23 protein-coding genes are annotated in these 26,335 nt (G+C 68.6%); 14 read left to right on the top strand and 9 right to left on the bottom strand.

Going from position 1 to position 26,335, the window contains the following annotated elements; translation table 11 throughout:
• Positions 1 to 33: 33 nt before the first annotated feature.
• The 4 genes from JRI60_RS30690 (at position 34) to JRI60_RS30675 (ending at position 4,543) form a co-directional block, all read left to right on the top strand.
• Positions 34 to 981 (top strand): LysR family transcriptional regulator, encoded by a 948-nt coding sequence (locus tag JRI60_RS30690; protein ID WP_204219492.1) that lies wholly within the window; start codon positions 34 to 36, stop codon positions 979 to 981.
• 100 nt (positions 982 to 1,081) lie between these two features.
• On the top strand, positions 1,082 to 1,681 hold the full coding sequence (locus JRI60_RS30685; RefSeq protein WP_204219490.1) for a TetR/AcrR family transcriptional regulator: 600 nt from the start codon (positions 1,082 to 1,084) through the stop codon (positions 1,679 to 1,681).
• Between the two features lie 136 nt (positions 1,682 to 1,817).
• Positions 1,818 to 3,638, top strand: coding sequence for a flavin-containing monooxygenase (locus JRI60_RS30680; protein WP_204219488.1), 1,821 nt, complete (start codon positions 1,818 to 1,820; stop codon positions 3,636 to 3,638).
• Positions 3,639 to 3,703: 65 nt separating this feature from the next.
• Complete coding sequence (locus JRI60_RS30675) at positions 3,704 to 4,543, top strand: SDR family oxidoreductase (protein ID WP_204219486.1); 840 nt, start codon at positions 3,704 to 3,706, stop codon at positions 4,541 to 4,543.
• Positions 4,544 to 4,609: 66 nt separating this feature from the next.
• Here JRI60_RS30675 and JRI60_RS30670 read toward each other — a convergent pair whose 3' ends face one another.
• Positions 4,610 to 5,146, bottom strand: a complete 537-nt coding sequence (locus tag JRI60_RS30670; RefSeq protein ID WP_204219484.1) for a hypothetical protein — start codon at positions 5,144 to 5,146, stop codon at positions 4,610 to 4,612.
• A 77-nt stretch (positions 5,147 to 5,223) separates the two neighbouring features.
• Positions 5,224 to 6,660 (bottom strand): hypothetical protein, encoded by a 1,437-nt coding sequence (locus JRI60_RS30665; RefSeq protein ID WP_239469807.1) that lies wholly within the window; start codon positions 6,658 to 6,660, stop codon positions 5,224 to 5,226.
• An 823-nt stretch (positions 6,661 to 7,483) separates the two neighbouring features.
• Between JRI60_RS30665 and JRI60_RS30660 the strand changes: the two genes are divergently transcribed.
• On the top strand, positions 7,484 to 8,473 hold the full coding sequence (locus tag JRI60_RS30660; protein ID WP_204219482.1) for a hypothetical protein: 990 nt from the start codon (positions 7,484 to 7,486) through the stop codon (positions 8,471 to 8,473).
• Between the two features lie 3 nt (positions 8,474 to 8,476).
• On the opposite strand, the gene JRI60_RS30655 is transcribed toward JRI60_RS30660, so the two are convergent.
• From JRI60_RS30655 to JRI60_RS30630, 6 genes are all read right to left on the bottom strand, one after another.
• Positions 8,477 to 9,568, bottom strand: coding sequence for a hypothetical protein (locus JRI60_RS30655; protein ID WP_204219481.1), 1,092 nt, complete (start codon positions 9,566 to 9,568; stop codon positions 8,477 to 8,479).
• Between the two features lies 1 nt (position 9,569).
• Entirely contained in the window at positions 9,570 to 10,442 is an 873-nt protein-coding gene (locus JRI60_RS30650) for a PEGA domain-containing protein (protein WP_204219479.1), read from the bottom strand.
• 7 nt (positions 10,443 to 10,449) lie between these two features.
• Positions 10,450 to 11,943, bottom strand: coding sequence for a serine/threonine-protein kinase (locus JRI60_RS30645; RefSeq protein ID WP_204219477.1), 1,494 nt, complete (start codon positions 11,941 to 11,943; stop codon positions 10,450 to 10,452).
• A 28-nt stretch (positions 11,944 to 11,971) separates the two neighbouring features.
• Complete coding sequence (locus tag JRI60_RS30640) at positions 11,972 to 13,312, bottom strand: sigma 54-interacting transcriptional regulator (protein ID WP_204219475.1); 1,341 nt, start codon at positions 13,310 to 13,312, stop codon at positions 11,972 to 11,974.
• Between the two features lie 66 nt (positions 13,313 to 13,378).
• On the bottom strand, positions 13,379 to 14,386 hold the full coding sequence (locus tag JRI60_RS30635) for a serine/threonine-protein kinase (protein WP_204219474.1): 1,008 nt from the start codon (positions 14,384 to 14,386) through the stop codon (positions 13,379 to 13,381).
• A gap of 24 nt (positions 14,387 to 14,410) precedes the next feature.
• The gene (locus JRI60_RS30630; RefSeq protein WP_204219472.1) at positions 14,411 to 14,776 is read right to left on the bottom strand and encodes a DUF6184 family natural product biosynthesis lipoprotein; all 366 of its coding nucleotides are present in this window, start codon (positions 14,774 to 14,776) and stop codon (positions 14,411 to 14,413) included.
• Positions 14,777 to 15,258: 482 nt separating this feature from the next.
• On the opposite strand from JRI60_RS30630, the gene JRI60_RS30625 reads away from it, so the two are divergent.
• The 5 genes from JRI60_RS30625 (at position 15,259) to JRI60_RS30605 (ending at position 19,563) form a co-directional block, all read left to right on the top strand.
• Positions 15,259 to 16,290: an MBL fold metallo-hydrolase gene (locus JRI60_RS30625; protein WP_204219470.1), complete on the top strand. Its 1,032-nt coding sequence runs from the start codon at positions 15,259 to 15,261 to the stop codon at positions 16,288 to 16,290.
• Between the two features lie 189 nt (positions 16,291 to 16,479).
• Positions 16,480 to 16,854 carry a hypothetical protein gene (locus JRI60_RS30620; RefSeq protein ID WP_204219468.1) on the top strand — a complete coding sequence of 125 codons (375 nt, stop codon included), beginning with the start codon at positions 16,480 to 16,482 and terminating at the stop codon, positions 16,852 to 16,854.
• 233 nt (positions 16,855 to 17,087) lie between these two features.
• Positions 17,088 to 17,231 carry a hypothetical protein gene (locus JRI60_RS30615; RefSeq protein ID WP_204219467.1) on the top strand — a complete coding sequence of 48 codons (144 nt, stop codon included), beginning with the start codon at positions 17,088 to 17,090 and terminating at the stop codon, positions 17,229 to 17,231.
• A 59-nt stretch (positions 17,232 to 17,290) separates the two neighbouring features.
• Positions 17,291 to 17,728: a DoxX family protein gene (locus JRI60_RS30610; RefSeq protein ID WP_204219465.1), complete on the top strand. Its 438-nt coding sequence runs from the start codon at positions 17,291 to 17,293 to the stop codon at positions 17,726 to 17,728.
• 230 nt (positions 17,729 to 17,958) lie between these two features.
• The gene (locus JRI60_RS30605; RefSeq protein ID WP_204219463.1) at positions 17,959 to 19,563 is read left to right on the top strand and encodes a PKD domain-containing protein; all 1,605 of its coding nucleotides are present in this window, start codon (positions 17,959 to 17,961) and stop codon (positions 19,561 to 19,563) included.
• Positions 19,564 to 19,627: 64 nt separating this feature from the next.
• Here the strand turns inward: JRI60_RS30605 and JRI60_RS30600 are convergent, their stop codons facing one another.
• Positions 19,628 to 19,900: a nitronate monooxygenase gene (locus JRI60_RS30600; RefSeq protein ID WP_239469806.1), complete on the bottom strand. Its 273-nt coding sequence runs from the start codon at positions 19,898 to 19,900 to the stop codon at positions 19,628 to 19,630.
• 888 nt (positions 19,901 to 20,788) lie between these two features.
• On the opposite strand from JRI60_RS30600, the gene JRI60_RS30595 reads away from it, so the two are divergent.
• From JRI60_RS30595 to JRI60_RS30580, 4 genes are all read left to right on the top strand, one after another.
• Positions 20,789 to 23,866, top strand: coding sequence for a sensor histidine kinase (locus JRI60_RS30595; protein WP_204219461.1), 3,078 nt, complete (start codon positions 20,789 to 20,791; stop codon positions 23,864 to 23,866).
• Positions 23,867 to 23,994: 128 nt separating this feature from the next.
• Positions 23,995 to 24,714 carry a siderophore-interacting protein gene (locus JRI60_RS30590; RefSeq protein WP_204219460.1) on the top strand — a complete coding sequence of 240 codons (720 nt, stop codon included), beginning with the start codon at positions 23,995 to 23,997 and terminating at the stop codon, positions 24,712 to 24,714.
• A 112-nt stretch (positions 24,715 to 24,826) separates the two neighbouring features.
• Positions 24,827 to 25,864 carry an esterase/lipase family protein gene (locus tag JRI60_RS30585; protein ID WP_239469805.1) on the top strand — a complete coding sequence of 346 codons (1,038 nt, stop codon included), beginning with the start codon at positions 24,827 to 24,829 and terminating at the stop codon, positions 25,862 to 25,864.
• Entirely contained in the window at positions 25,861 to 26,205 is a 345-nt protein-coding gene (locus tag JRI60_RS30580; RefSeq protein ID WP_204219456.1) for a hypothetical protein, read from the top strand. Before JRI60_RS30585 ends, JRI60_RS30580 begins: the two co-directional genes overlap by 4 nt.
• The last annotated feature ends 130 nt before the right edge of the window (positions 26,206 to 26,335 follow it).

Here is a 26,335-nt window from a genome sequence, read left to right as displayed (position 1 = left end):
CGGTTGCGAACGTGGGCCCCAGGAAAAACGCTTGTGCCTGAACGGAAAAAGCAGAGCCCGGTGCTTCTCGAGGGGCTGATGCCCCTGGTGGTGTTCGTGCGAGCCGTCGACGACAAGGGGTTTTCGGCGGCGGCGAGACGGTTGGGGCTGACGCCCTCCGCGGTGAGCAAGCAGGTGGCCCAGTTGGAGGAGCGGCTCGGGAGCCGGTTGCTCCGGAGGACGACCCATCATCTGAGCCTCACGGAGGCGGGCAGCATCTTCTACGAGCACTGCCAGCGGGTGCTCGGGGAGTTGGAAGACGCCAGGCTCGAGATGGCGGCTCTGGATGAGCGCCCGAAGGGAACCCTGCGCATCTCCGTCCCCACCGTGCTCGGTGAAGTCCACGTCGGAGCCGCGGCGGCGGCGTTCCAGGATTCCTTCCCCGAGGTGCAGGTGGAGCTCGAGGCGAGCGACCGGGTGGTGGACCTCGTGGAGGAGGGCTTCGATGCCGCGGTGCGGATCGCCGGCACCTTGAAGGACAGCGCGATGGTGGTCCGGCGCCTGGCGGCCGAGGAGCGCGTCTTGTGCGCGAATCCCTTCTATCTCCAACGTGCCGGCAGGCCTCGCTCGCCAGAGGACCTGGCCCGGCACGACTGTCTGCTCTTCAAGCCCGGCCGGGTGGTGCGGGAGTGGCAGTTCCAGGGAGCGGAGGGCACCCGGAGCGTGAAGGTCCAGGGGCGTTTCGTGGCCAACAACAACCTCATCCTGAGACAGGCGGCCCTCCAGGGTCGCGGCATCGCCAACCTGCCGCGCTACCTGGTGCTGGAGGAACTGCGCTCGGGTGCCCTGGTGTCACTGCTCACCGATCATCCGGTGACCGACCGCCACATCTACCTCGTCTACCCCCACCGGCGGCTCACGCCTCCCAAGGTGCGAGCCTTCGCGGACTTCATCGCCCGCTACTTCCAACGCATCCTGGGGCAGTCCGATACGCGGCCTTGAAGCAGGCCGCAGGGAGTCCCCACCTGGTAGGCAGGCGGCCTACAGCCCATATCGGCTGGGTGACTTGCGCCGACCCAGTGACCAGGTTAGGATTCCAGTCATGAGTTCCGAGGCTCGCTCAGCCATCCTCAACGCGGCCGGCGAGGTTTTCACCCGTTTCGGCTTCAAGAAGGCCGCGATGGAGGACATTGCCCGTCTCGCGGGTGTCGGCAAGGGCAGCATCTACCTGCACTTCGACAGCAAGGAGGCGCTGTTCGAGGCGTGCCTCCGGCGGGATATCGTGGAACGCGTCGCGGAACTCGAGGCGGCCATACGTCGTGCCAAGACCCCGGAGGCCCAGGTGCGCGCCTTCATCAGCTGCAAGCTGGAGCAGCTCACACGCCAGGTGCACGGCCAGCGCCTGCGGATCGAGACGCTCTTGGAGATGCACTCGCACGCGCTGCGCCTGTTGCCCGAGCACCAGCGGATGGAGGAGGCACTGCTGGCCCGTATCCTCATCGAGGGCAACACCCAAGGGGCGTTTGCCGTCACCGACCCCCACCAGGTGGCCGTGGGGCTTGTGGAATCCCTCGCGGGACTCAGCATCAAGGGTCTGACGCAGGGCTTCGACGCCCACGGGCGGGCGGCCCTGGACGCTTACTTCGATGTCTTCATCCGCGGCCTGGCCCCTGCCGGCACGACGCCGCGCCGCAAGAGCTGAATCGCCCCTCGGCCTCTTCCCGCGCGCGCGTGGTGCGGTGTTCGCACGCCCGGGACTGACCAGAATCCCGAATCAGTCATCGGGCCAGACGTATCAAGATGGAAGGCCTTGCGCTTTCCGAGAAGGATGTGTGCGGATGAATGCGACGAAGAAGGATGTGACCTCGTTCTCTCCGGAAGCGTTGAGGGAGAAGTACCGGCTCGAGCGCGAGAAGCGGCTGCGCCCTGACGGCAACGCCCAGTACCGAGACCTCAGCGGCCTCTACGCGGATTTCGACAAGGATCCCTACGTCGAGCCCGGCTTCACCCGTCCGGTGGTGATCGAGACGATCGACGTGCTGATCGTCGGCGGTGGCTTTGGCGGCATGTTGTCGGCGGTGCGGCTGCGCCAGTCCGGAGTCCACTCCATCCGCATCGTCGAGAAGGGTGGCGACTTCGGCGGCACCTGGTACTGGAACCGCTATCCAGGCGCCGCCTGCGACGTGGAGTCCTATATCTACCTGCCGCTGCTCGAGGAGACCGGCTACATCCCGACGGAGAAGTACGCCAAGGCGCCGGAGATCTTCGCCCACTGCCAGCGGATCGGCCGGCAGTTCGACCTCTACAAGTCGGCGCTGTTCCAGACCCAGGTCGAGCAGATGGACTGGGACGAGAACGCCCGGCGCTGGAACATCACGACCAACCGGGGCGACAAGCTCGCGGCACGGTTCGTCATCATCGCCGGCGGAGTGATGCACAAGGCGAAGCTGCCTGGCATCCCGGGGATCGAGACCTTCAAGGGCCACAGCTTCCACACCAGCCGGTGGGACTATGCCTATACCGGCGGCCCCACGGGCGGGCTGCACAAGCTGGCCGACAAGCGCGTGGGCATCATCGGAACGGGCGCGACCGCGGTCCAGGCGATCCCCCACCTCGGTGCCTCGGCCAAACAGCTGTACGTCTTCCAGCGTACGCCCTCGGGCGTTGGAGTGCGGAACAACCGGCCGACGGACGAGAGCTGGGTGAAGACGCTCCAGCCCGGCTGGCAGGAGGCGCGCATCCGCAACTTCACCGCGCTCGTCTCCGGCCGCGAGCAGGACGTCGACCTGGTGCGGGACGGGTGGACCTATATCTTCGATGATACCGCGAGCCGCCGTGCCAGGAGCCCCGAGGAGGCGGCCGAGCTCCGCCAGCTGGCGGACTTCCGCAAGATGGAGGAGATCCGCGCGCGGGTGGAGGCCATCGTCAAGGATCCGGTGACGGCCGAGGCGCTCAAGCCCTACTACAACCAGATGTGCAAGCGGCCCTGCTTCCACGACGAGTACCTGGACACGTTCAACCGTCCCAACGTCCAGCTCGTGGATACCGAGGGCAAGGGCGTGGAGCGGATTACTCCCACCGGCGTGGTGGTGAAGGGCAGGGAATACGAGGTCGACTGTCTGGTCTACGCCTCGGGCTTCGAGGTCTCGAGCGAATACACCCGCCGGCTGGGCTTCGACATTCGCGGGCGCGGCGGCAAGTCCTTGCGCGACAGCTGGGCCAACGGCCCGGCGACGCTCCACGGCATGCACAGCCGCGGTTATCCGAACCTCCTGATGTTCAGCCCGACCCAGAGCGGCTGGGCGATCAACTTCGTTCACATCCTCAGCGAGCAGGCGCAACACGCCGCCTACATCATCGAGCGCTGCTTGAAGCGGGGCGTCGAGATGATCGAACCGACGGAGCAGGCGCAGGAGCAGTGGTGGGGAGAGATCTTCACCCGCCTCCAGAAGGGGGCCACCTTCGGCGGTGTCGACTGCACGCCCGGCTACCTCAACAACGAGGGAGTCCGGCCCCCTCCGAGCGCGATTCGCTTCGCCCCCTTCGGAGGCGACACGCTTGAGTTCATCGACGTCCTGCGGAGCTGGCGCAAGGGCGATGAGCTCGCGGGCCTGGAACTCACGACAGGAGCAGCACCTCTCGCTACTGGCACGGCGTGAGCGCCTGAGCCCCGCCGGAGGCCCCCCATGTTTGTCTCGAGAATGTCGCGAATCGAGGGAGCACCATGAAAAAGGAAGTCGTCGTCGTGATTGGTGTGGGCGGTATGGGGCAGGCCATCGCCCGTCGACAGGGAGCAGGGCGGACGGTTCTCCTGGCCGACCTCAACGAGGGCACCCTGGAGTCGGTCGCGACGTCCCTGCGGGGCGACGGTCACGACGTCTCGACCCGGAGGGTCGACGTGTCGTCGCGGGAATCGGTGAGGTCGCTCGCCGAGACCGCCAGTTCCGCGGGGAGGGTGGTGCAGGTCATCCACACCGCCGGACTCTCCCCGGTCCAGGCGCGTGTCGAGGCGATCCTCCGGGTCGATCTGCTCGGCGTCGCGCTCGTGCTGGAGGAGTTCGGCCGCGTCGTGGCCGACGGTGGGGCGGGCGTCGTGATCGCGAGCATGGCAGGACATCTGGCGGCACCGCTGACCCCTGAGCAGGAGGCCGCACTCCGGATGACGCCGAGCGAGGGGCTGCTCGAGCTGCCGTTCGTGCGGCCCGAAGTCGTGACCCATCCCGCCGCGGCGTACGGCCTCTCCAAGCGCGCCAACCAGCTCCGTGTCCAGGGCGCCAGCGCTGCCTGGGGTGGACGCGGAGCACGCATCAACAGCATCAGCCCGGGCGTCATCGCCACCCCGATGGGCCAGCAGGAGCTCGCCGGGGAGCACGGCGGCATGATGCGGGCGATGGTCGCCGCGTCCGGAACAGGACGCCTCGGAACCCCCGCCGACATCGCGAACGCGACCGCCTTCCTTCTCGGCCCCGACGCCTCGTTCATCACGGGCACGGACCTGCTCGTCGACGGTGGCGTGATCGCCGCGATGTTTTCCGGTCGATTCCACGCGTCCGCCGCGAGCTGAGGCCGCGCGCCTCATCCCGAACGTCACGGCGGTCAGGCTGGCAGCGGTACTCGCGTGTCTCCGGATCTAGGCTCCACAGTCGAGCCATTTGAAGAATGCCGCATGAGCGGTGACCGCTTCGGACGGGATGTTTCCGAGCGAGCGCTGAAGACAGTAATAAGACTTGAGCTTCTGATCCGCGGCCGCCGTCCGCGAACCCAGTAGGAAATCCAGCGGTTTCGACTTCAGAATCTCGAGCTCCTCTTGTCGCAGGGGGCGTACTCCCTGGACTCCGCGAGACTCGAGTCGGACGTCCAGGAGCGTGAGCTCGGCCTTCTTGTCCTGGGCCGAGTAGGTAATCCTGGCCCAGGTGGGACCAACGAACTCCCCGTCCCGCAGCACTTGGGGATTCATGCCCCGTGCGAGAGCGTAGAAAACAAGAGTCCCGTCCACGGACGGCCATGTCATCGGAAAAGGGTCGCTGATGTCGGTCCGCCAGCCGATGAATGCGGCGTCGGCCGGATTCGCGTTCTTCGGAGCCAGCGACTCCTTCCATTTCTGTTCGGCCACGGCCCTGACCTTCGCCATGACTTCCGCGGTGTCGGGGGGGGAGTTCTTCGACATGCTCGTTCGATCTCCATTCCGGCGCTGGAACATGAGGGCCCCGTGGGGCCCTCATGCGTTGGCCAGCGGCCGCGATCCTACTTCAACGCGCCCGCCGGAATCTCGACCACGTACGCGTCGACGTCCGTGGCGCTGCCACTGCCCCAGTTGGAGCTGAAGGCCACCCGGGTGAAGTCGCGGTTGACGCTGGCCATCGGCTCGGTCCAGTAACCGTTCGATGCGGTGCGGTGGTGCGCCAGCGTGTAGATGGTCGGGTTGGCCTTCAGCTGCACGGCCATCACCTTGCGGTGCAGCCACTGCTGGGCGCCGCCGTAGTCGGCATAGGTGCTGACCACCACCCAGCCGGGCCTGGCGAACGCCTTGCCCGAGACATGCAGCGCCGTCGCGGTGCCGCCCACGTACGTCGAGAACAACGCCGTGCGCACGCCCGTGCGCACGTTCACCATGAACACGTCGCCCGCGTTGGACTGGTAGTCGACGGCCACGTAGATGTCGTCGCCGTTGGTGTCCAGTGCGAGGTCCGAGTGCTCGGACTTCGAGAGCAGCTGGGTCTTCTTGCTGAAGTCCCGCGAGAACGCCACCGTGCCCAGCGCACCGTCGCTGGACACCACACAGGAGTTACCGCTCGGGGACATGCTCACATGGTCGGGACGCTCGCCGTGGGTGTCGTACGAGCCCAGGATGGTGTCGGTATCGCGGTCCCAGGTGAACACGCCCACGCTGCTCCAGTCGCTCGTGTCGACCATGAAGCACCAGTAGCGTCCGTCCGCCGAGGGAGAGCCCTCCGACTTCGTCCATGCCGCCGCCGCGGTCGGCCACCGGGCCTTCAGCCTCGCGCCAAAGTCGCCCACGACGCGGGAGGCCCCGGTCGACACGTTCAGCTCGTGGAGCGTCATGCCGACGCCATTGGTGGGCAGGTAGTACAGCAGGTCCGGGTTCGTCGGGTGCCACTGCGGCTCCGCGTCGCCACCCGGGCCCGACAGCTTCTTCAGGCGCACGCGGGTGTTGGCGTCATACACATGCCAGTATCCATCGAGGGCGTACACCAGTTGCTTCGTGCTGTTCGCGTTGAAGGCCTGCCGGCGCGAATAGTCGTTTCGGGTAAAGCCCGCCACGCCGTCAGCGGCGTGGTCGGTGGCGCGCACGACGCATGTCTTGTAGGTGGGCTCCGAAACCGCCACGCCCTTGGCGGGCTTCGCCACCGTGGGAATGGGGTTGGCCTGGCGGGTGCTGGTGAGAGCGAAGTCGGAGGAATAGAACGTGGCACACGCGGGGCTGAGCGCCGGCTCGCTCGCGGGTTCCTGCGGCGTGCTGCGCTGGCACGTCTTGAACCGCCCCGGAGCGGGGTCCGGATTGAAGAAGCAATACACGCTGCCCGCGGGCAGCTCTCGAGTGACCCAGCTATCCCCCTGACCGAATCTGACAGTCGACGGACTGGTCAGCGTGAAGGTCTGATACTGGTTCGCCACTGTCTCCCATCCCGCTGGGGCGAGCGTGGACTCGAAGTCGGGCACGGTTTCCGCTGCCGGCGTCGTGGTCTCGGGGAGTGGTGCCGGCACAGGGTCGACCGCTCCGTCGCCACAGCCCACCAAGGCGAGACATACGAACGCCACTCTCCACATCCCCACGTCGCAATTCAAAACAGGATTCATGTCGAATACCCCCAGGTGTCTCCAACGATAGGATGATGTCAGGGTATTCGTGTTGAAATTAAATTACAAGAGTTCCTCTGTTTCCTGATTGATGAGACGGTGTGATGTTTCATGATTCCTGAGTGAGAGGAATTGCCGTCACGCGACGTCATGTCTGGTGTGGACTGTCCTCCACAGAGTGTTGTGTGGTGTCCACGAATCGCGGTAGCGGCGAGGTGGCGCGTGGCGCCTGTGACTCGCGTCACATCAGAGACCGCACGCCTCCGTCCGCGTAGATGCGAGCGGTCGGACTCAGGGCGACGGGCCTCCAGGTCCGGAACCCACGTGCTGACGTGGAGGTCGAGGCGTGCCCCGTCAATCACATGGCCGTGCCCGGCCAGGACGAGTGGCCTCGTGGGCGTGGTCGTGTCCGCGGGAGCCTTCTCGAGCGCCTCGGGATGGCGCCACCCTAGAACAGCAGTAGCCATGGCTCGTGAGGGTTGCCGGTTGGCCTGGGCGGCACGCCGCGCGCGGAGAGCCGCGAGTGCTGGCCGGGGAGGGTGTTGGCGGTGGCCTACAGGCCCGGCGCTCCCTGTTGTTTCGAGCCTACAACCCCCGCACCGCCGCCTCGTCGTTTCGCGGGTTTGGCGTTGGTCCGCCCCTTGCTCATGGGGAGCGCGAGACCCCCAAACACGAGGAAATTCTCATGAAGAAGATGTTCGGCGCGCTGGCTTCCCTCTCTCTCGCCGCGTGCGGTGGCCCCCAGATCGAGACGGTGTCCTTCAAGGACGGCATGCCCTCCCAGGAGATGGCCAAGCTGGACGTGCCCTCGAAGACCTCCCAGAGCATCGACGACGGCGTCGCCACCGTGCGGGCACAGTCCCGGGGCGACCTGTCCGGCACCTGGCTGGTGACTGGCGGCACGGTGCTCTTCGTCAACGGCGTCACCCTGTGGACGCTCGGCTCGCTCAACTTCGTGGCGGGCTTCGAGCCGACCTCCGACGACGGCACCACCGCCGTGTGGGGTCCGCACAACAAGGACTGGGAGGGCACCACCTGGAAGCTCACTGCCGTGCGCACTGCCCCCAACGCCTTCAAGTACACCCTGGAGGCCAAGCCCAGGGGCACCGCCGACAGCGAGTACGCCGCCATCATCACCGGTTCGCACACGGTGGCGGTGGATGACAACGGCAAGGCCATCAAGGGTTACGGCGAGGGCAGCTTCGACATCGACTACGACAAGGCCGCCCGCCTCCCGTTCCAGGACAGCAAGAAGGGCCGCGTCAGCTTCCACTACGCCCGCCCCAACCCCACGGCCGCTGTCACCGTGGACGTGGACCTGAAGGAGTTCGTCAACGATGCCACCGTGCCCGACACGGCCGCCTACCGCTACAGTCAGGTGCCCGGGGGCGAGGGCTCCTTCGAGTTCGCCGCCGACTCCAACATCCACTGGTTCGACCTGACCCGGGTGGCCCTGGAGCGCTGGAGCATCAAGAGCCGCTGGACGTCCACGGGCGCGGGCCGCGCGGACGTGCGCGCCACCGGGGGCGATCTCGCCAGCCCCGTCACGCTGAACGAGTGCTGGGACACGGACTTCCGCTCCTCCTTCCTGGACGGCAGCGCGCCCTCGCAGGTGAAGTGGGGCGTCGAGTCCAAGGACTGCGCCTTCATCGGCGCGTCCTACTCCACGCGCTGAGGCTCACCGGCACCAGGTGGTGACGCAGACCTTGTTGCGGCAGGCCCCCGTGGGGCCGCAGTCCCCGTCCGCCGAGCAGGCCCCTCCGGGGGCGACGTACTGCTGGCAGACGAGCTGCAGGAAGGCCCCGAAGGCGCACCGGCTCCCGAGGCAGAGGGCCACCTCCTTGGTGCCATCCGGGTCGTAACAGGTCTGTCCGAGCTCCCTCCAGGGACGGCAGCGCGCCGTGGCGGCCTCGCAGTAGAGCAGGCCGCCACACTCGGAGGCGCCGGGAGTGCAGGGCTCGTCCAGGCCCCGGGCCGGGCGGCACTCGCGCGGGGCGTCCGGGCCCGCGTCCACGCTCGGCTTCACGCAGGCCTGGCCGGGCTCGCACTCGTCGGCGCTCTTGCACGCGCCGGACGCCTTGCGCGCCACGCACCGGTTGTCCACGCACGCGGCATTGGCCTCCGGCGCGCAGCGCACTCCCCAGGCGCAGGACTCGCCCAGGTTCGCATGCGCGCGGCATACGTTGAGCGAGCAGGTGGAGCCGGGCTGGCACGGCACGCTGCCGTCACACCCGCTCCCCGCGGGCACGTAGCGCTTGCACACGCCTGTGCAGCCGGCGTTCGTGTCGCACCAGCCGCCCTGGCAGTCCAGGTTGCTGCCACACGGGTTGCCTTCCTCCACCTGGGGCTCCAGGGCCTCGCAGCGCGCCAGCAGGTTGCCCTGGCTGAAGTCGTCGAGCGTCATCGCGCCGCAGGGCAGGTCGCGCAGCTGGCGGACGCAGGCGCCGAACCGCTCCGCGACGAAGGCCTGCCGGTTCGCCTGGACGCTCGCCATCACCGAGGCGCACACCGACTCCGCGTCCGCCAGCCGCGGGTAGCTCTCCGGTGTCTTCCCGCCGTAGCACTGGTCCGCACGCCGGGCGAGCGTCTCCATCGCCGTGCGGCAGGACTCGAGCAGGTGCTCTCCGGAGCGGGCACCCGCCACGCAGAGCCCCTCGGGGGTGCAGCGCTGGGCACTCGGGCACTGCAGGTCGTCCTGGCACGGCGCGCCCGTTACCTGCACGCCGCAGCCCGCCAGGGCCATCATCATCACCATCAGCCATGCGCGCACGTCAGAAGCTCCCCTCGACGAAGAACAGGGCCGTGCCCGCCAGCAGGGCCACGCCCGCGGTACCGGTGAGGATGTTGGAGGCCCGCGCCCGGCCCAGGGCCGAGTCGTGCAGCCGCTGCGCCTCGGCGCGCTCGTGCGGCCGGGCCAGCAGCTCCCGCGAGTCGGAGCGCGCCAGCAGCCCGAGCGTCACCGCCCCCGCCGTCGCCACCCCCGCCGCGCCCGCGGCCACCCACGTCCAGACGCGCCGCCGCGGTTGTCCCGGGCGGTTCTCGACCGCCACGCCGCTCTTGGACAGGGGCGTGAGCATCAACTGGAGCTCGAGAGGCTCCCCCGGCCGCAGCTCCATGTCGCGCCGCAACGGCTGGTAGCCCTCGTGTGTCACCTCGAGCCGGTGCGGGCCCACCTCCAGCTTGTCGCTCCAGGGCGTCACCCCGCGCGCCTCGCCATCCACCTGGACTCGCGCCCCCGCGGGCTCGCTGGAGACGGTCACCTGGGGACGGCGCTCCTCTTCGTAGCGCTTCTCCAGCCGGGCGATGAGTGACTCGACGAGCGGCCGATCCTCCGCGTCGGGCACCATGCGCAGGTAGTCGCGGTAGTAGCCGATGGCCCGCTGGAGATCCCCGAGCTTCTCGTAGCATTGGCCCAGGTTGTAGAGGACCACGCCGTTGGCGAGCGTCTGGTAGGCGGCCTCGAAGGCGGCGGCGGCCTCGGCGTAACGGCCCTCCTGGTAGAGGGTGGTTCCGCGCTCGAAGTGTCTGCGAGCGGCGGCGCGGGCGGCCCCGGGCTCGGCGGCGCTCGCCCCCGTTCCTCCCAGGGCGAGCAGCAGCGCGATGAGGAGCGCCGGGAAGGACATGCGGCGGTGGCGGGTGGTCATCGTCGGTTCAGAAGGGGTTGGGCTTGAGGTCCTGGACCTTGTCCTGGGCCTTGCCAGTCCGGGGCTTGTCGGGCCGCGCGCGCGGCGGCGGTGGCTTCTTCAGCGTGACGTCCAGCCGATCGCCCTCGGGCAGGCGCTCGAGCACCTCGGGGAGATGGCCCTCCAACGTGAGGCGCAGGGGGCCGGAGTCTCCGTCCGGGCGCTCCAGCTCCAGGGGGGTGACTCCGAGCACCTGCTCGCCCAGCGTCACCGTGGCGCCCTCGGGCCGCGAGGTGATGGACAGGCGTGAACGGGCCGGGGCCGGCGGGGGAGAGGACTCCTTCGGGGGCTCCACGGCCGGGCCGCGCGAGGTGACCGTCCACAGCCCCACGCCGCCGAGGAGCAGCAGCACTCCCACTCCTCCCACGAGGAGCCCGCCGCGCCTGGCACGGTGGACCGGCTCCAGGCTCCGGGTGGATACCATGGTGGGCTCGAGGGGCTCGGTCACGGCAGGCGGAGCGGGCGGTGCGGCGGGCGGGAGCACGGGCACGGGGCCGGTGGCCATGGCCGGCGTGAGCTGGAGGGGCACGCGGCCCGGGACGAGGGCCTCCAGCCCGGCGCGGAACGTCTCCAGGGTGGGGCGGGCGGCCGGGTCCTTGGCGAGCGCGCTCAGCACCAGCGCGTCCAGCTCCGGCGGCAGGCCGAGGTCCGGGCGGCGCCGGCTGGGAGGCTCGGCGGTGGCCTCCAGGTGCTGCAACATCGTGGCGAAGGTGTTGTCCCCGCGGAAGGGGAGCGAGCCGGTGCAGACCTCGTAGGTGAGCACACCCATCGAGTACACATCCGCCCGGGCATCCACCGTCCCACCCGCAGCCTGCTCCGGGGCCATGTAGTTGGCGGTGCCGAGGATGGCGCCCGCCTCGGTGAGTCCGCTGCCCGGCTGCCCCTGCATCACCTTGGAGATGCCGAAGTCCACCACCTTGACGAAGTCCGCCTGCCCCTGGCGCCGCAGGAGCATCACGTTCTGCGGCTTCACGTCCCGGTGGACGATACCGCGCGCGTGCGCCGCCTCGAGCGCCCGGCACACCTGCGTCAGGATCGGCACGGCGCGCCACAGCGGGAGGAAGTGCTCGCGCAGCAGCAGCGCCCCGAGGCTCTCTCCCTCCAGCAGTTCCATGACGTAGAAGAGCTCACCGGAGGGGGTGCGGCCCAGGTCCGTCACGTTGACGATGTGCTCGTGACCGATCTGGCTGGCGGCGATGGCCTCCAGCTCGAAGCGGCGGGCGAAGGTGGGATCTCTCGACAGCTCACCGCGCAGCAGCTTCACCGCCACGCTCTTGCGCAGTCCCAGGTGCTCGGCGAGGTACACCACGCCCATGCCTCCCGCGCCGAGCGGGGACAGCAACCGGTAGCGGCCCTCCAGCACGGCGGGCAGCAGCGCCGCGCCGTCACGGGGGCAGAACGAGACGTCCTCCGCGTACTCGCTCTGGCACGTCGGGCAGCGCGGCATGGGAGCTGGTTTCATGGCACGAGGGGAGGAGAGGTCATGGACGTCAGCGCACCGCGTGCTTGCGTAGCAGTTTGATGACGTGGGCCCGGTCCACCTCGGCCTCGCGCGCCATCTGGCTCACGTTGCCACCCGAGGCCGCCAGGCGCTGGCGCAGGTACGTCTCCTCGAAGTGGGCGAGCCATGCCTCCTTGGCCTCCTTGTAGGGCAGCTCCACGCGCACGGTGGGGGCCCCGGCCGACGCCGCCGGGGCGCTGGCCGCCTGGAGGAACGAGGCATCCAGCGCGCCGGAGAGGGCCACGCTGCGCTCGACGAAGTTGCGCAGCTCGCGCACGTTGCCGCGCCAGGGCAGGGTGGAGAGCTGGTGCATCGTCTCGGGGCTGGGGGCGGTGAAGGGCCGGGGCGGCAGGCCGAGCGAGCGGAACGTCTCCGTCCACAGGTGCTCCAGCAGGTGCGGCAGATCCTCCAGGTGCGCGCGCAGCGGTGGCACGCGCACCATGCCCACGGCGAGCCGGAAGTACAGGTCCTCGCGGAACTGCCCGCGGTTGACGGCCTCGCGCAGGTCGCGGTGCGTGGCGGCCACGAAGCGCACGTCCACGCTCCGGTACCCATCCGCGCCCACGCGCTTGACCTGCCGGCGCTCCAGCGCGCGCAGCAGCTTGGGCTGCACGGCCAGGGGCAGCTCGCCCAGCTCGTCCAGGAAGAGGGTGCCCCCGCTGGCGGCCTCGAAGGCGCCCCGGCGCTCGTGGGTGGCGCCGGTGAAGGCGCCCTTCTCGTGGCCGAACAGCTCGCTCTCCACCAGCTCGGCGGGGATGGAGCCGCAGTCCACCACCACGAAGGGGCCCGAGGCCCGCGGGCTGGCCTGGTGGAGCGCCTCGGCCACCAGCTCCTTGCCGGTGCCGCTCTCGCCCTCGACGAGCACCGTGGCGTCCGTGGCGGCCAGGCGTGCCAGCTGGGCGAACAGGGCCCGCATCACGGCGCTCTCGCCCACCAGCTTGCCGAAGCGGGGCTCGGGGTGCAGGGGCAACACGTCCCGCGTGGCCACCAGGGAGAAGCGCACCGTGGTGCCGCCGAAGGTCAGCGTGGAGCCGTCCGCCACATAGGCGTCCTGCACGCGCACGTGGTCCACCTTCGTGCCGTTGGTGCTGCCCAGGTCCTTCACCCGGTAGCCGCCACGCTCGCGCACCAGCTCGGCGTGGAAGCGCGACACGGTGGTGTCGGTGAGCACCAGATCATTGCCCGGGGCCGTGCCGACGGTGAGCTTCTCGGCGGAGCTGCTCACCGTGGTGCCCGCGTCCGGGCCGGCCGACACCTCGAGGTTCACCCTCCGGACGGAGAGCCCGCTGGCCGGTGTCTGCGCGGGGATGAGCTCGGTACGCCCTGACATGCCCGCCGTGCATAGCACCTTCCGTCCGGGAGGGCACGGGGCGAGGAAGCACGGGCACCGCCGGCGTCACGTCTCCTCGTCCCCCTGGCCTTCGAGCAGGGCGGCGGAGAACGGGCTCGCGGCTCTCTTCCCGGGCCCGGAGGCCCCCGGGGTACGCCCGGCGGCGAGCGTCTCCGCCACCAGCTCGGCCACATGCCAGGGCTGCTCCGCCCCGGAGCCGGTGTCCACGTCCAGCAGGGCGCGCGCCATGTCTCCCGCGGAGGCGAAGCGCTCGGAGGGGTGGGGGCGCAGGGCGCGCTGGAGGACGCCCGCCAGAGCCGGCCCAGCCCGTTGCAGCAGGTGCTCGGCGGGCTCCAGGCGCGCGTCCCGTACGGCGAGCAGCAGCTGTGCCTCCGTGGCCGCCGCGAAGGGGCCGCGGCCCACCACCGCCTCGTAGAGGAGCACCCCGAGCGAGAAGAGATCGGCCCTCGCGTCCAGGGGGCCGCCGCGCACCTGCTCGGGGGACATGTAGCGCAGCGTGCCGCGCGTGCTGCCGGGCGCGGTGCGCGAGGGCGTGCGCAGCCCCTTGGCGATGCCGAAGTCCGCCAGCTTCACGTCGCCGGTGTGGCCCAGCAGCACGTTCGCGGGGCTCACGTCCCGGTGGACGAGCCCCAGCCACTCGCCCCGGGTGTCGCGCAGGCCGTGCACGTGCTCGAGCGCGCGCAGCAGGCACAGGCCCAGGTGCCGCACGAGCGGGGGCGCCAGCGGTCCTCGCGCGGCGAGCGCCCGGGCCAGATCCACCCCCTCCACGTACTCCAGCACCAGGTAGGGCGCACCCGCCTCCAGCCCGAAGTCCAGCACCGAGACGACGTGCGCGTGGCCGAAGGTGGCCATCAGCCGCGCCTCCTGGGCGAACATCTGCCGGTAGGCCTCCTGTCCGGCCAGCTCCGGCAGCAGGCGTTTGACGACCACCGGCTTCTCGAAGCCCTCGGGCCCGGGCAGGACGCCGAGGAACACCTCCGCCATCCCTCCGCGCGCCAGGCGGGACACCAGCCGGTAGCGGCCCACCGTGCCTGCCTCTCCTAACTGCGTCATCGCGCCACTATAGCGGGCGAACACTCAGTCCTGGGCGTCCTGGCAGACCGAGCCCGAGCCACAGACGAAGAACGCGGTGTTGAAGAAGTCCGTCCCGCTCGAGCACGAGGTGGTGCGGATGCGCTCCAGGCACGTCTCGAGCCCTTTCTCGTTGATGGCGGGGCAGTTGTCCGCAGTCCACGCGCCCTGGAAGAAATCGCGGGCCTTCACCTCGCACTCCTTCCGGTCCTGGAACTCCTTGCCATCGCCGGAGCCGATTTCCTCACACTCATCGTAGTAGTCGCAGGCGGAGTCGGTGGCCTGGCGTTGCGCATCTTCGCGGGTGGTCGGGCCACACGCGGGGAGAACGAGGAGCAGGGACAGCAGGGAGAGGGAGGAAGAGATGCGCATGGGGGTGACTCGCGAAACGGGGTGATGGGTGGGACAACGACGTGCTCCCCATGAGCAAGGGGCGGACCAACGCCAAACCCGCGAAACGACGAGGCGGCGGTGCGGGGGTTGTAGGCTCGAGACAACAGGGGGCGCCGGACCTGTAGGCCGCGGCCAACACCCTGCAGAGAAGGAGATGAAGCGATGACGGACGCGAGCTCGACGACACCGCGCGATGGGGCACGAGGCCGGGGTGCAGGGCGGTCGCTGCTGGGATTGTCTGGACGCGGGTGCAGGCGCTCATGAAGCCATCCGACTTCAGACCGGAGCGGCTGGCCGTTGAGGATGTTTGAGCTGTCCCCCGCGCACGCCCTCCCCGTGGCCGGGGCTGGCTTCATTCGGGGTGATGCACAGCTTGCCCGACCGTATTACCCAGCCTTCGCCCTGGGCGGCAACGAAGCGGGTAGCGCCGTCCTCCGCTGCACGATTCAAGGAGCCCTGTCATGACTGATTCAGCAACGGACACTCGCAACACCTCGGCTGCCGCCGGGTTTTCGCGCCGGCAGGCGCTGGGGCTGGCGGCGGCCGGCGTTGCCGGTTCTTTCCTCTCCTGTGAGAGCGCTCCCGCGGCCAACGCAGCCCAGCCCAGGCGGTCTGCCGACCGCCGGTTCTTTCGCCACCGAGTCGGCCGGGACCTGGAACTGCTGGTCCTCGATGACGGCTTCGTGGAGCTACCGGCCGCGAACTACGCCCTCGGTGTACCAGCCGCGCAGTGGCAGCCGCTGTTACAAGAGGCGGGTCTACCCGTCGACGTAGTCCGCAGTCAGATCAGTCCAGTACTGGTGCGCTCGCGGGACCGGCTGGTCCTACTAGACACTGGGTTTGGTGCACTCCCGACACCGGACGGGCGGCGCACCGCAGGGCATCTGCAAGCCTCGCTGCGGGCTGCGGGGTACCGCCCTGAGGATGTAGACACCATCGTGATCTCTCACGCCAGTGCCGATCACCTGGGTGGCCTCATCAACTCGGAAAGGGAGCTCGCTTTTCCCGAAGCGCAGATCGTCTTCGCCCGAGAAGAGTGGGACTTTTGGCGGGAAGAGCGTCCTACCCCGAATCTGGACGAAGGCAGCCGCGCGTTCTTCCTCACCTTCACCCGGCAGATTTTTCCGCTCATCGAGCGAAGGGTACTGCTGGTCGACCGGGATGTGCAGCTGGCACGTGGGGTCAACGTGGCCCCTTTGCTGGGGCACACTCCTGGACACATCGGTCTACAAGTGCAATCGGATGGTCAGAGGGTGATCCTCAGCTGCGACGCCCTGGCTCACCACGTCCTGTCCTTCCGCCACCCGGAGTGGCGGTTCTTGGCGGACGTCGAGCCCGAACACACTGTCGCTGTCCGCCGCGCCATCCTGCAGGAGGCAAGTGATCGCTCCGACACACTCCTGCACGGCTACCACTTCCCGTTCCCGGGTCTCGGGCGTGTCCGCAGCATTCCTGGTGGCGGTTTCGTGTTCGATCCCGTGCGACTCCAGTAGGCAGGGGGGCTTGCCCCGGTTACGTCGAAGAGCGCCATGCGAGCCTGCTCGTGCGTGGCGAAGTCGGCCTCGTGAACGACTCGATGGGGAAGTGGGCAGTCGTGAGCGCTCCCGCTGGCCCAGCTTGTTACTTCAAGTCTGCGAGCACCTCTCGTACAATGAGACTCGGAGATTGATGAGGCTCACCGTATGTCCTTTGTTTTCAGTGCGTATCGCCAACCGAAGAGGAGTTTGCAAGGACTGCCGGCGGCTACCTCACTCGTGTGCCTGGCGGTGCTCACTTGGGTGTTTATTTGCAGCGAAATCCCCACCAGGTGGGCGCAGTCCTTGAGTCTGATGGGGGGCATCGGATGGGTCATCGCCTTGGTTATTGGATACCTACGTCCCAATAAGATCGCGCTCGGCCTGGGCGTGTTGGGGGCGATGCTGCTGGGGACTGGAATGATGGTCGTAGCCGACCCCTTCTGCCTTTCCTCCTCCTCCTCCTGCATTCCCTTTGAAGAGAATCCCGACGGCTCGTTCGTCATTCGTGAATGCACCGTATACCGCCCAGCTTGCTTCTAATCCGCGAAGCCGACGGAACCGCGCGGCCTTTCGCTCCAAGCTGAAGATGCCCGTGCTGGTCCTGAAGACGTCGTGCCTGGCGGGAGGCGACGAGTCGGAGGGGGCGCGGCGGGTGCTTCGTGTTGGAGACGGCGGTGCGGAGCGCGAACCTCGAAATAGGTTGCATGCAATTTAATTTTAAGCAATATGGGTGGCGACCGAGCCGCGCGCCGCGCGAGCAGAAGGAGTCCACCATGTCGACGCCTGCCAGCCCGAACCCTGGAAAGCTCGTCTGCAGCGTCGGTGTCTCCCTCGAACAAATCATCAAGCTCCGCGAGGACCTTCAGGCCCTGACGCGCGTGATCCACGCGCCGGGCGAGGTCAGTTGCGAGCGCTGAGGGGCATCCGCTGCTCACGGCTTGCCGGCCAGCATTCACGAACTTTCCTTGGAGGATTCATGTCTCAAGACGTTGCCGTGGCAGCCCCCAGTCTCCTGAAGACCCTTGCACGCATCTGGCTGGGAGCCTCCTTGCTCCTCGCGGGTGCGGGCCACCTCACGTGGGCCCGCACCGAGTTCCTGGCACAGGTTCCGAAGTGGGTGCCACTCGATGCCGACTTCGTCGTCCTCGCTTCGGGCGTGGTCGAGCTCGTGCTCGGCGCGGCGCTCATCTTCGCGCGCCGCCTGCGCCCGCACGTCGGGTGGGTGACGGCCGCGTTTTTCGTCGCGGTCTTCCCGGGCAACATCTCGCAGTACGCCAATGGCATCGACGCGTTCGGTCTCGACACCGACAGGGCGCGGTTCATCCGGCTCTTCTTCCAGCCCGTCCTCGTCGCCTGTGCGCTCTGGTCGACCGGCGCGTGGGCGGCCTATCGCGCGTCGAAGCGCTCGGCGTGAGGTTGGTCTCGAGCTGCCAGGCAAAAACCCGACCAGCGCCCGGGTAAAACATTATCTCCCCGTTTAAATTGAATTAACCTGTTGACACTCGGATTTCGGCGCTCGCAATGTTGGCCCGTCGCCGAGGTCGGCGACAGGGAGCGCGCGATCGCGCCGCGGGCAGTCCCGCAGCACGTACGGCGCGCATCGATGCCATCGCGTCCACGACGCTCATTGCAGGGGATCGCACCATGTTGAAGTCGAAGCAACTCTCGTCCAGCCTCCGTTCCGCCCGCCGAGCCTGGCCGGCGCTCGCCGTCCTCGCCCTGGCCGCGATCGCGCCGACGGCCCATGCCGATTCGGCGATCTACGGCGGCGGCCCGTTCTATTCCGGCGGCACCGCGGTGATGGACGACCTGCGCAACTCGGGCTTCACCACCGTGATCCTGTGGAGCTTCCACATCGAGGACAACGGCGACCTGGTCTACAACGACATCCCGGTGGTCAAGAACGGCGCCTACATCGGCGACCCGGCCTGGCCGACGCGGCTGGCCACGCTCAAGACCGCGCCGACCTCGGTCAATCGCATCGAAGTGTCGATCGGTGCCTGGAGCGTTCCCGATTTCGAGCGCATGGCCAGGCTGGTCAACGGCACCGCCGCCGGCTGCGGCAGCACCATCGTCTGCGGCACCGGCAGCAACAGCATCCTGTACCGCAACTTCCAGGCGCTGAAGACCGTCACCGGCGCCGACGCGGTCAACTTCGACGACGAGAGCGCCTACGACCTCTCCCCGACCACCCAGTTCGGTCAGATGCTGATCGGCCAGGGCTACAAGATCTCCTTCGCGCCCTACACCAATCAGAGCTTCTGGAAGAACCTCAAGGACAACCTCGGCAGCGCGGTCGACACCATCTACCTGCAGGTGTACGACGGAGGCGCCGGCAACAATCCGGCGAGCTGGAACACCGCGATGGGCATGACCGTCGACCCGGGCCTGTGGTCGCGCCACGGCACCGGCTGCGGCAGCGGCGACAGTCCGACCACGGTGCAGAGCAAGATGAGCAACTGGAAGGCCACCGCCGGCATCATCGGCGGCTTCATGTGGCTGTATGACGATATCCAGCTGTGCTGGTCGCAGGGCACGACCGCGCAGTACGCGGCGGCGATCAACACCGCGGTCAGCGGCAACACCCCGCCGGTGGCCAATTTCGGCGTCAGCGTGAGCGGACTGACCGCGAACTTCAGCGACTCCTCCAGCGACATCGACGGCAGCATCGCCTCGCGCAGCTGGAATTTCGGCGACGGCAGCGGCTCGACCGCGATCAACCCCAGCCATGTCTACGCCAGCACCGGCAACTACAACGTCAGCCTGACCGTGACCGACAACGGCGGCGCCAGCCACACCAAGACCCAGACCGTCTCGGTTGGCGTCGGCAACGTCAACCTGGCGCTCAACAAACCGGCGACCGGCTCCAGCGCCTGCAACAGCAGCGAAACGCCGGCCAAGGCGGTCAACGGCAGCGTCTCCGGCGGCACCACCGACAAGTTCTGCTCGTTGACCTCTCAGTCCTGGCTGCAGGTCGATCTCGGCTCGGTGCAGACGGTCAGCAGCTTCGTGGTCAAGCATGCCGGCGCCGGCGGAGAATCGAGCACCTGGAACACCAAAGCCTTCACCATCCAGACCTCCAGCAACGGCACCAGCTGGAGCACCCCGGTGACGGTGACCAACAACACCGCCAACACCTCGACCCACTCGATCAGCGCCACCTCGGCGCGCTACATCAAGTTCAACGTGACCACCCCGACCCAGAACGGTGACCCGGCGACGCGCATCTACGAATTCGAGGTGCGCTGACCCCGCCGATCCTCGCTCCAGCGGTTGCGCAGGCCGCGCGCCAGCCGTCCGGAGAAGGCGCGCGTCAGCACCGTGTGGTGCGATTTGTCACTGAAGAGGGCGGCGCGGTGCTCGGCGTGGCGCCGGACTCCTCGCAGGCGAGGAACGCGGTGCCGAGCTGCCCGGCCTGTGCGCCCAGCGTGAGCGCCGCGCGGATGCCGCGCGCGTCGGAGATGCCACCGGCGGCGATGACAGGCGCCTTCACCCGGTCCGCGACGAGCTGGGTGAGGGCGAACGTCCCCATCAGCGCGTCCTCCGCCCGCGCGAGGAACGACGTCCGGTGTCCGCCCGCCTCCATGTCTCGCTCATGGGGGGAAGGATAAGAGCCGCTGGTTCTCTTCGCGCTGCCCGGCATCAGGTCATGGATGAAAATCCGACCGACAAAACCAAGACGCTCTAAAGGCAACCGGCTTCGCGATAGTCGGCCTTGAGCTCGGTGAGCTTCCCCGCGTCGTCAATCCGCCAGAGGACAGACGCCCGAATCCGGCAAAAGACGGTGTGATGGTCTCGGTCGGCCCGTTTCTCCTCGCCCGGCCTGGCGTTCCAGGTCTGTAGCTCAAACCCTTGCGCTCGAAGAGCTGAAGCCATAGCCGCCTCGCTGCTGCCTATCGGGAAAGCGGCCTGGACACGGCGGGTAAGTTCCGCTGTCGCGGATTCCCAATGGGGAGGCAGTCCCTGTATCAAGGCAGAGGGGGGGCGCTCCGGGGTGTCGGCCTGAAGTTTGCTGACAAGACTACCGATGAAAAAGGCCGCGACCAACGAGCCTGACCAGAGCGCGGCGGTCAGCCATCGGCGATGAGACATGGGACGTTCCTTGATGGAAATCTGCCGGCACCCTATCACACCGCACGGAAAAAACCGCTGAAGGTCATCCGGCGGTTTGGGGGTGACGGTCGATCAGGCTGCTGGCGATCCTGGCCTGGGCGGACGACGGGGGAATCGATCAAGAACCTCTACACCTCGAGCAACGTCGTGACGCGCGAGCAGCTGCCGGGCTGGAATTAGCCTCCGCGGCAGGCCGGGACGTTGGGCTGATCGACGCGGCGAGCTCCAGAATGTCGGAATGGCTCTCGAAGGACGCCAGCCACCGAGAGGACTGATGCACCATTCGGACCGGGCTTGCTGCATCCCCTGAATGGAAGCACCGTGCGCGATCGGCCATACTTCGCCGCCTGCCCGAGACTCCATGCGTCCCCGGTCGTCCATCATCACCCTCCTGCTCGCACTGGCCGCATCGCTGGGCCCCTGCGACGCCGCGGCCACGTCCCTCGATCACTACGCCTACACCCCGCTCCCGGTAAACGACGGCGCGCCCGCCGACATCTGGACGCTGGCGCAGGCGCCCACGGGATACCTCTGGCTCGGCACCGGCATGGGCCTCTATCGATTCGATGGTGTCCGCTTCGACCGCTATCCGCTGCGGGAGGGGCAGCGGCTGCCCTCCTCCAACATCAACGCGCTGAAGGTGCTGCCCAACGGTGACATCTGGCTGGGTTTCTTCGCCGGAGGTGCGGCGCGACTGCGTGATGGCCGCTCCACCGTCTTCGGCCCCCGAGAGGGGATGCCGCCCGGCCGTGTGCTGAGGTTCGCCGGCACCCCGGACGGTGCGCTCTGGGCCGCCGCCGCGGGCGGGTTGGCCAGGTATGAGGAGGGGCAATGGCATGTCGTGGGCCGGGAATGGGGCTACGACGACGGCGCCGCGGAATATGTCTACGTCGATCGGCGCGGCGTGCTTTGGGTCTGCACGCCACGCCGGCTGGTCTTCCTCCGCCCGGGGGAGCGGCGGTTCCAGGACACGGGAGAAACGATCTCCCGGGATGCCGTGCTCGCGGAGGACCTCGACGGTCGGCTTTGGCTGAGCGAGGAGCTCCAAGGGACGCGTCCTCTGCCGGATCATGCCCGGTCCGTCCCGCCGGGCACCGCACCCGTGTCTTCAGCGGCTCCGCCGACATCCGGCTCATCTTCGTCGTCTTCGACGGCGGGCGCGCCTGCCTTCGCACGGGCCAAGCAGATGCTGTTCGCCCGCGACGGCAGCCTCTGGCTCACCATCTGGGGTGCCGGCATCTGGCGACTGCCCACCCCGGCCAGCATTCCGACCGGGCGCGGCCTGCGCCCCTCGGACCCGCTGGAGAAGTTCGAGCAGCCCGATGGACTGGCCTCCCCGGTGGTGGTGCCGGTGATCGAGGACACCGAGGGCACCGTGTGGGTGGGCACGAACGCCGGGCTGGCGAGTTTCCAGAAGAAGCGCTTGCATGACATCCCCGAGCTGTCGTCAGCGTCTCAAGGGGGCTTTACGCTCGCGGTTCTGGATACCCGGGTGATGGCGGGCAATCAGCGGACCGCGCTGGTGGTGGACCCTCCCGCCCCACCTCGCGCCTACGGGGGTCCGGTACCGACCCGCACGGCCATCTTCGCCGCCGATGGCGCGCTGTGGTGGTTCAACGGACGGGAGGTGTTTCGGCGCGTAGGCGACACGCTGCGGAAGTTCGAACTCCCCGCCGGAGCCGTTGAGACGCATGTGATGGCCTTCATGCCCAACGGCGAGGACGGCATGTGGCTGTCCATCGTCGGCCACGGGATCTTCGTCGCCACACCCAAGGGGATCCAGCCCGAAAGGCGGTTCGGCGACAGCCCCGCCCCCAACGCCATGGCGCTCGGTCCCGGCAACGTGGTCTGGCTGGCGTTCGAGGACGAAGTGGTCCGGTGGTCCGGCGGCCACTCGATCCGATACGGCGCGGGTGATGGGCTGGCGATCGGCCGCGCCACCACGATCCACGCGACCGACAAGAACCTGTGGGTCGCCGGCGAGAGCGGGGTCGCGCGTTTCGACGGCCAGCGCTTCGCGACGATTCTGGCGAGCCGGGACATCGCCTTTGGTCTCATCACCGGCATCGTCGAGTCGCCGGACGGAGACCTGTGGATGAACGGCGGGCGGGGCGTGGTCCAGGTGAAGGCTGGCGACATCGAAAGGATGTTCTCGCGGCCCGGCGGTGCGCTGAACTACCGCCTGTTCGACTGGCGCGACGGGCTGCCCGGCATCGCCTTGCAGGCGGGCCCGGTCCCCACGGCGGTGCGGGACCAGCGCGGTCGGTTGTGGTTCGCGACCAACCGCGGCGTCACGTGGCTGGACCCGGCCGCGTTGCTCAGGAACGAGCGCCCGCCCCGGACCGAGATCCAAAGCGTGCGGGCCGGCGACCGTACCTATCTCGCTGGGGACGACCTGCATCTGCCGGAAGGTACCCACAGCGTGACGCTGCGCTACACCGCCGTCACGCTCGCGGCGGCGGACCGGGCACGCTTCCGCTACCGGCTGGAGGGCGTGGACGGCGAGTGGCACGACGGCGGCTCGCTGCGCGAGGCGACCTACGCCAATCTCACCCACGGTCGCTATCGTTTCCGCGTTGTGTCCTCCAACGGTGACGGCGTGTGGGACGAAACCGGTGCCGCGCTGGACTTCACCATCGAGCCCACCCTGGTCCAGACGAAGGCTTTCGCCGTTGCCTGTGTGGTCTCTCTGTTGGCCATCGCCTGGAGCGCGTACCGGATGCGGGCCCGCGTCATCGAAAACCAGGTCCAGCTGCGACTGGAAGAGCGCCACCGCGAGCGGGAGCGGATTGCCCGGGAACTGCACGACACGCTGCTCCAGGGCGTGCAAGGCCTGGTGCTTCAGTTCGACAGCCTGGCCAGGCGCATCGTCGACCCCGAGCTCAACGAAAGCATGGAGCGCGCGATCGTGAAGGCCGAGGGCGTGATCTCCGCCGCGCGCGACCGGGTCTCCGAGCTGCGCACGACCGACGGGCCGCTCGGCACAGCGCTCGCTTGTGCGGCGCGGGAACTGGCGGATGGAAAGCACCTCGTCAACGTCTCCGTCACCGGCGACGAACGGCCGCTGCGCGCCGCCGTCCGCGACGAGTTGCTCATGATCGCCCGGGAGGCGGTGGCCAACGCGGTACACCACGCGAAGGCCCGGTCCATCGCCGTGTCCCTGAGCTATGACGAGCACTGTTTGAGCCTGTGCGTGAAGGATGACGGCATGGGCCTGGACCCCATCCATGCCAGCCACAACGGCAAGCCGGGCCGCTACGGCATCAAGGGCATGTTCGAGCGCGCCAGGCGCCAGGGTGGAGCACTGCGGATACTCAGTGCGCCGGAGGGTGGCACGCAGGTGGAAGTGCGGATCCACGCGGCATCCGCCTATGCGGGAACTTCATCCGGCCTGTTGCTCCGGTGGATGAAACGGCTCAAGGCCGGCAGGCCCGAATGAACCGCATGGCCCCTGGGTGCTTCACGCTTCTTCATATTCCCGTCACACGAGTTCATGCTCGCTCTGGCGGGCCGGTGCGAGGATGGCACGCATGAAGGGGGGCAGGGTGCCCCCGGGAGTGACACGGAATGGCGTCAGGGAAGGCGATTCTCGGAGGCATGCTGGGGCGGTTCCTGTTCCGCGACGCGCGGGTGGCGCAGGTGCGTGACATCTCACCTCGCTTCCGCTGGATGGAGCTGGAAGGCGAGGCGCTGCGCGACGTCTCCTGGAGCGCGGGGGACAAGGTGCAGGTGTTCTTTCCGCGCGTGGGAATGCGGACGTACACGCCCCTGGCGTGGGACGCGGCTCGCGGGGCGACGCAGTTGCTCGTCTACCTCCATGGCAACAGCCCCGGCGCGGAGTGGGGCCGCAACGTGCGGGTGGGGGACGGCTGCCAGTTCATGGGGCCTCGCGGCTCCCTGGCGCTCATGTCCCTGCAGGGGCCCGTGGTGCTGTTCGGAGACGAGACGTCCTTCGCCGTGGCCCACACGCTGCGGAACCTGCGGGCCGGCGCGGAGGGCGTCGAGCAGGTGTTCGAGGTTTCCTCCCGAGACGAGTCCGAGACGGTGCTGCGGGAGTTCCAGCTGTCGGATAGCGCCGTGGTGGAGCGCGCGTCCGACGAGGGACACCTGCCCGCCGTGGCGGAGCGTCTGGGCGCCGCACTGAAGCGGCGGCCGGGCGCGCAACTCGTCATGACGGGTCGGGCGCAGGCCATCCAGGCGCTGCGCGCGCGGCTCCGGGCGGACGGCGTGGGCGCGCCGCAGAAGGTCAAGGCGTACTGGTCCGTGGGGAAGCGCGGGCTCGACTGAGGCGCCTCCATCTTTCCGTCCATGGGCCGCAGGATTTACGCGGTGCGTCATCCGTGTCATGGTCCGCCGCGAGCGAACCTTGATGACACCCAAAGACACTGAAGCTCCAGCGGTGCAGACCGACCTGGCCCCGCCCGTCCCCGCCGGAGCGCTCTCCGCGCCGCTGCCCGCCGCCCGGGCTGGTGGCGGCAAGCTGGAGTTCGCCCTCGGGGTCCTCAACGGCGTCCTGGGGGACTACCTCCACCGCCAGAACAACGGGCTGGCCACGCCGATGGAGCTCTTCCTCGACGGGCACCCGGTGCGGCTGGACCGGGAGTCGCTCCTGCGTGCGTACCCCGCGCCCACGGGCCGGCTGGCGCTCTGGGTACATGGGCTCGCCGTCACCGAGGCCGTCTGGTCCTTCCCTGGCGAGCCCGCGGTGACCTACGGCGCGCTGCTGCAACGGGACCAGGGCGTGACGCCGCTCTACCTCCGCTACAACACGGGCCTGCACATCTCCGACAACGGCGAGGCCCTGGCCCGGCTGCTGGAGACGCTGGTGGCCTGTTTCCCCGTCCCCGTCGAGGAACTCATCCTGGTGGGCTACAGCATGGGCGGGCTCGTGGTGCGCAGCGCGTGCCACGTGGCCGCCGAGGCGGGGCACACCTGGCTGTCCCGGGTCCGCCGCGCCCTCTACCTGGGCGTACCGCACCTGGGCTCGCCGCTCGAACGGGCGGGCAGGGCGGTGAGCCACGTGTTGCGAGCGATTCCCAATCCCTACACGCAATTGGTGGCGGACGTCGTCGACCTGCGCAGCAGCGGCGTGAAGGATCTGGGATACGGGAACCTGGTGAAGCAGGACTGGGAGGGCACCGAGGGCGAGGCGCGCCTCCAGAACCGCCGCCACCCCGTCCCGCTGCTCCCGGAGCTGTCCCATCACCTGCTCGTTGGCTCTTTGGGCAACGACGAGCGCCACCTGCTCTCGATGCTCTTCGGAGACGGCGTGGTGCCCCTGGCGAGCGCCGCGGGACGGGCGGAGCCGGAGGACCGCTCGCCTGTGTTTCCGCAGGAGAACGTCAAGGTCGTGGCGGGGGTGGATCACATCGCCCTGGCCCACCACGCGGCTGTCTATGCCCAGGTGAGGGCCTGGTGCGAACAGGAGCTTCCATGAAGAAGTGGCACGGATTGATGGAGCTGGTACGGGACGCGGTGGACAAGGGCGCGACGGCGGTGGAGCAGGTGCACAAGCGCACCGCCGCGAAGCCCTTCGAGCTGCTGGAGAAGGTGCCCCCGATCGCGGTCCCCGTCCGGGGCGTGCACGAGCTCCATGACCTGGCTGTCTCGGGCTCGTATGGGATGGTCCGGTGGGTCAACCGCGTGGTTGGCACGACGGTGGGCGTCGCGCTCGACCTGATCGAGCAGTCACGCGCGCAAGACGTCAGCCCAACCACTCCGGGCGCCGCACCGTACCCGGCGGAGTTGGTGCGACCCCCAGACAGCTCACGGGCGTGACGGGCCGGTTCACTGCATGGGCAGAGCGCCTGACTGCATGGCCCTCACGGACGCTCGCGCGATTCTGTACCTGTGTCCTCGCAAGCCGGACACACCTCGGTGCGCACATGTCGCCGACAGAGCAGACGGC

Source organism: Archangium violaceum, assembly GCF_016887565.1.
In the GTDB taxonomy this organism is placed as follows: Bacteria; Myxococcota; Myxococcia; order Myxococcales; family Myxococcaceae; genus Archangium; species Archangium violaceum_B.
This window is presented reverse-complemented; position numbering and strand designations above follow the sequence as displayed.